The sequence below is a fragment of the Cyanobacterium stanieri LEGE 03274 genome (genome assembly GCF_015207825.1).
Classification (GTDB): Bacteria; Cyanobacteriota; Cyanobacteriia; order Cyanobacteriales; family Cyanobacteriaceae; genus Cyanobacterium; species Cyanobacterium stanieri_B.
The window spans coordinates 1-5,570 of the sequence record NZ_JADEWC010000054.1; the positions used below are offsets into that span (position 1 = coordinate 1).

At 36.9% G+C, this 5,570-nt stretch carries 5 protein-coding genes; 4 read left to right on the forward strand and 1 reads right to left on the reverse strand.

The window, feature by feature from the left end; all coding sequences use genetic code 11:
- The 4 genes from IQ215_RS14090 to IQ215_RS14105 all read left to right on the forward strand — a co-directional run.
- Nucleotides 1-544: M15 family metallopeptidase (locus tag IQ215_RS14090; protein ID WP_193802037.1), on the forward strand; the 544-nt coding region annotated here is incomplete at its 5' end.
- A 52-nt stretch (nt 545-596) separates the two neighbouring features.
- Nucleotides 597-1,646, forward strand: a complete 1,050-nt coding sequence (locus tag IQ215_RS14095; RefSeq protein WP_193802038.1) for a glycosyltransferase family 4 protein — start codon at nt 597-599, stop codon at nt 1,644-1,646.
- A 44-nt stretch (nt 1,647-1,690) separates the two neighbouring features.
- On the forward strand, nt 1,691-3,004 hold the full coding sequence (locus IQ215_RS14100; RefSeq protein ID WP_193802039.1) for a glycosyltransferase: 1,314 nt from the start codon (nt 1,691-1,693) through the stop codon (nt 3,002-3,004).
- A 126-nt stretch (nt 3,005-3,130) separates the two neighbouring features.
- The gene (locus IQ215_RS14105; protein ID WP_193802040.1) at nt 3,131-3,760 is read left to right on the forward strand and encodes a DedA family protein; all 630 of its coding nucleotides are present in this window, start codon (nt 3,131-3,133) and stop codon (nt 3,758-3,760) included.
- 220 nt (nt 3,761-3,980) lie between these two features.
- Here the strand turns inward: IQ215_RS14105 and IQ215_RS14110 are convergent.
- Nucleotides 3,981-5,570: ABC1 kinase family protein (locus IQ215_RS14110; RefSeq protein ID WP_193802041.1), on the reverse strand; the 1,590-nt coding region annotated here is incomplete at its 5' end.

Here is a 5,570-nt window from a genome sequence, read left to right on the forward strand (position 1 = left end):
CCCCATACCCGATAACATATTAGGGCATATCGCCTATGAAGAAGCCCCCCCATCAGAATTAACCCCCATCACCGCCGATGGTAGAATCAGACTAAGGAAAAAGGCCGCGGAAAGATTTAACGCCATGGTGAGGGATGCTAGAAGTCAAGGGATTATTTTAGTACCAATTTCAGGTTTTAGATCCATTGCCGAGCAAGAATATTTGTTTTTTGAAGTCAAAGAGCAACGAAATCAAGACGCAAGAAAAAGAGCCGAAGTTAGCGCTCCCCCCGGCCGTAGCGAACATCATACAGGTTATGCCGTGGATATAGGGGATGGTAATAATTCTAGTACCAATTTACAAGAAAGTTTTGAGAATACCCCCGCCTATCAATGGTTAGAAGCCAATGCTTCTAGTTATAGCTTTGAGCTTTCATTTCCTCGCAACAACTTACAGGGTATTAGTTACGAACCTTGGCACTGGCGTTTTGTGGGCGATACTCACAGTTTAGAAACCTTTTACCAAGCCCAAGAATTAACAACCCCCCTCAATAATCAAAGATAATGCTACCATTAATTCTCAGTTTAACTAACAGTATCAATCATCATTGAATTAAATGAACATCTTAGTTGTTACCGTTCAAGTACCTTTTATTAGAGGAGGTGCGGAAATTTTAGCAGAATCATTAGTTCAAGCTCTTAAAGATCATGGACATAGTGCTGAAATAGTTGCATTACCTTTTCAACCTTATCCATCTCAAAAAACACTTGACTTAATGTTTACCTTTCGTCTCCTTGATATGTCTCATTTTTCTAATCGAGATATTGATTTAATTATTCCCCTCAAATTTCCTGCTTATTTTAATGAACATCCCAATAAAGTAGCATGGTTATTACATCAACATAGAGATGTATATGATTTCTGGGAAAACAAATTAAGCCTTCTATTACATAAACCAGAGGGTCTACAAATCAAGGAAACAATCATAAATGCAGATTTACAAGCTTTAAAAGAATGTCGTAAAATCTGTAGTATTTCTCAAAATGTAAGTAAACGATTAAAAAAATACAATGACCTAGAGTCTATTGTCCTTTACCATCCGCCGAAGAATAGTCATAAGTTTCATTGTGAGGAAGCTCAAAGATATTTTTTCTTTCCTAGTCGTTTAAATGAGATCAAAAGACAACATCTAGTCCTAAAAGCAATTTCAGAAACACACTATCCCGTCAAAGTCGTTTTTGCAGGTTCTTCCGATAATGGTCTATATGAAGATGAGCTACAAAAAATGGTCAGTAAACTCAATATAGGAGATAGAGCTATTTTTGTAGGTCAAATTTCCGAAGCTGAAAAAATTAAGTATTATGCTGAATCTATGGGCATTATTTATGCTCCCTTTGATGAAGATTACGGCTATGTGACCTTGGAAAGTATGCTTTCCTCTAAACCTACTATTACCTGTAATGATTCTGGAGGATCTTTAGAATTCATAGAACATAAGGAAACGGGAATAGTTACACAATCCGATCCACTAGCCCTTGCTCAAGGAATGGATGAATTATGGGAAAATCACCGTTTAGCATCCCATTTAGGCAAAAACGCACGGAAACGTTATGAAGAATTAGATATTAGTTGGACTAATGTTGTTAATAAATTAACTGATTTTTAATTTTTTGTTGCCTTTTCAATACCTACTATTTATATTTAAGTAATATGAAAATAAACTGGTTTACACCTCTTCCCCCTGCTAGAACAGAAATTGCCAACTATAGCATCAAGATACTACCTATTTTGCAAGATTTTGCTGATATAAGGGTTTGGACAAATCAAGATTACTGGGATAGTAAACTTAATGATGCTATGTCTGTTCGCTATTGTCGTTACAATTACATTCCTTGGTCTGAAATTAATGAAGCAGATTTAAATATTTATCAATTGGGAAACAATCATCTTTTTCATCGTGATATATGGAAAATTAGTACACAATGTCCAGGATTAGTGGTTCTTCATGACTACAAATTACAAGATTTTTTTTATATGTTGTCTGTTAATGAGCAACAAGTGTTTAATAAGCAAGAATATTTACATCGAGTTTTCAATATTTATGGAATGGAAGGACTTAACGATGCCAATAAATTTTTAAATGGTTTAATACCAATAAGTTTCATGGCAAACAAATATCCGATGACTTCTCTTGCTCTTAAAGGAGCAATAGGAGTGCTTACACATAACTACGATTCTTATAATAGTTTGAGTAATAAAAATCAATTCATAACAGGATATACACCGTTGCCCTATCTTGTTGATAATCCTACCCAGATTAATAGCAGAAAAAGTCAAATACCCTATCAAATTATTATGATTGGATTTATGGGACATAATCGTTGCTTAACATCTGTATTTCACGCCCTTGCGATGGTTACTCGTAAAGACAAATTTCATTTAAATATTTACGGTGAGATTCCAGATAAAGATTGTTTTTTAAAACAAATTAAAGAATTAGGATTAGAAAAGATAGTTACGTTACAAGGTTTTGTCTCTGAACAAGAATTAAATACAGCTTTATGTGGTGCTAATTTGGCTATCAATCTTAGAAATCCCTCCATGGGAGAAGCCTCCGCCAGTCAACTACACCTCTGGAGTTATGCCCTACCCACCATCGTTTCTCAAACAGAATGGTACAGTAACTTAAATCCTCAAGCCGTCGCCTTTGTGCGTCCAAACCACGAAATAGAGGACTTAGTTAACCATTTAAATGATTTTTTAGATCAGCCCCAAAAATTTGCTCAAATGGGCATAGAAGGGAAAAAAACTCTCCAACAACATCACCAACCCCAAGCCTGTGCCCAAGCAATCCTTAACCTAGCCCAGCAAGTAATCCAATATCGTCCAACCCATACTATCAATACCATGGCTACTAGGATAGGTAAACAATTAAGTTATTTTGACTTACCCCCATCCAACGACATTAACCGCTATAGTAAGATCATTGACTTTATCTGCAAATCCATTCCTGAGAAAAACTAACTATCTTAATTATTTGATTGTTATTGAATAGGAATCAAGGAATACAGTGTTTTCCCCTCCCTAAAAACAGTCCCCTTGAGTTAAGATTAATTAAGTTATGTATCTGTCAAGTAATCAAAAAGTCTTATGGTTATGGAATTTTTCTCATTAGAGCAAATGCAAGAATTAGCTCAAGAATATGGTTACTGGGCAGTTTTTGTGGGTATTGCCTTAGAAAATACGGGGATTCCCTTACCCGGAGAAACCATCACCGTCATTGGAGGATTTCTAGCAGGGAGTGGAGAATTAAACTATTGGTGGGTTTTAGTCAGTGCCATTTCAGGGGCGGTTATTGGTGATAATTGTGGCTACTGGCTAGGCAGAATTGGCGGTTGGTCACTTTTCGTTAAGTTTGCCAGAATTTTTCGTCTTGAAGAAACCCAATTGGCGATCGCCAAGCATAAATTTAATGAGAACGCTGGAAAAGCAATATTTTTTGGACGTTTTGTCACCTTATTAAGAATTTTTGCTGGCCCCATAGCAGGAATAACCGAAATGAATTACGGTAAATTTTTATTTTTTAACTTCACAGGAGCAACGGTTTGGGCTTCAGTAATTGTAACCCTTTCCTACTTTGTCGGTCGAATCATTCCTTTACCTGATTTAGTGGCACTAATCGCAAAATTTGGTTTATTTGGATTATTGGTAGTAGGGATTTGGCTAGGAGTTACCTTTTTAATTAAATATTATCAACAACGAAAAAGTTTTAACAATTAATAATAAATCCTGTTTAAATAATATACTAACTACGGTGGGGAACAGGGCCTCTCGACTTCGCTCGATAACCACGGGCAACAGACAAAAGATAATAACTATTTATTGTCCATTGTCTATTGTTTACACCGTGGGGCAACTGCTAAAACCCAATTTATTTATAACTAATTATCCGAACTTGAGATTATAAATGATTACTCAGACTTACTATCAAATATCATCTTCACTTCATCGCCGCCACAGGTAAAGATAATTGATCGCCCTTACCATTGCTACTATTAGAACTATCCAACAATAAATTACGAATTAATCTCGCCGTAGCCTTACTAGCCAATTCCCCTGCAATTTGTTGCCCTAACTTCTGAGTCTCGGAATTTTGTAAAATCTTCATAATAATGGGTACTAACTTCACAGGATCATAACCGTCAGTTTCCTGTAAAATACCAATAATATTTTGTAAGTGTTCCATAGACTTACCATCCATAGCCCCATTACCATTAGTAACCCCCGTAGGACGTTTAGGAGAATCCCAACCCACAACCTTTCTCAAAGAAGCAGAAATATTAAACCATGTTTTTTGTCCCATGGTATCAAGATAATTCACAATCTCCGTTGCCAATCTCTCCCGAATAAAATTACCCCTTTCCGAAAGTAAATACTCCATACCCTGATTCATAACCCGGTCAAAATCATAATCAGGAGAATCCTTCGCATTGCGCAACAAATTCTCTAAACGATTCCAACGGAAACTACCATCTTTAAATAATAAATCCCTTAAACTAGCCTGTAACTGATCGGAATTATCAGTTAAGAGTCTTTTGGCTACATAAGGATAAGCCTTACTCAAAACCTTAAATTCAGGATCAATGTTAATGGCAATACCTTCTAAGGTAACCATCGAACGGATAATTAAAGCATAATAGGCAGGAACACGGAAAGGAAATTCATACATCATCGCCGACATTTCATCAGTAATTTTTTTAAAATTCAATTCCGCTACACTAGCTCCCAAAGCATTGTTAAAAACTTCCGCTAAAGCAGGTATTATAGGCGTTAAATCCGTATCAGGGGTCAGGAAGTCTAAGTTAACATAATCTTGGGCTAACCCATCAAAATCACGATTTACGAGGTGAACTACCGCCTCAATTAAACCATATCTTTGATAAGGCTTAATATTACTCATCATACCAAAATCAAGGTAAGCCAATCTACCATCCTCCATGGCCAAAAGATTTCCGGGGTGAGGATCGGCATGGAAGAACCCATGTTCTAATAATTGTCGTAGGGAACATTGAACCCCCACTTCCACTAAATGGGTGGCATCGATACCCTGAGCTTGAATTTTTTGGATGTCGGTTAATTTTGTGCCGTTAATCCATTCCATGGTTAATACCCTTCTACCAGTATATTCCCAGTAGATTCTAGGGACATAAATTTCATCTAAATGACCATACAATTCTTTAAACTTAGAGGCATTTTCTCCCTCCTTCATGTAGTTCATTTCCTCGAAAATTCGAGCGGCTAATTCATCGGTAATGGCCACTAAATCTGAGCGAATACGTCTAACATTTCTTTTTACCCAACTAGCAATGGTACGCATGATATATATATCAAGGGTAATTCGTCTTACCAAATCGGGACGTTGGACTTTAATTGCTACCTCTTCCCCTGTTTTGAGTTTACCCCGATATACTTGCCCTAAGGATGCGGCGGCGATGGGGTTGGGGGTAATTTGGGCGTATATTTCTTCGGGTTTTGCCCCTAATTCTTCTTCGATAAACTGATAGGCAATTTCATTGGGGAAGGGGGGGAG

Bases quoted from the DNA above. Each gene is read 5' to 3' on its own strand.
- IQ215_RS14100 (WP_193802039.1), top strand. From the start codon at position 1,691: ATGAAAATAAACTGGTTTACACCTCTTCCCCCTGCTAGAACAGAAATT.
- IQ215_RS14095 (WP_193802038.1), top strand. From the start codon at position 597: ATGAACATCTTAGTTGTTACCGTTCAAGTACCTTTTATTAGAGGAGGT.
- IQ215_RS14105 (WP_193802040.1), top strand. From the start codon at position 3,131: ATGGTTATGGAATTTTTCTCATTAGAGCAAATGCAAGAATTAGCTCAA.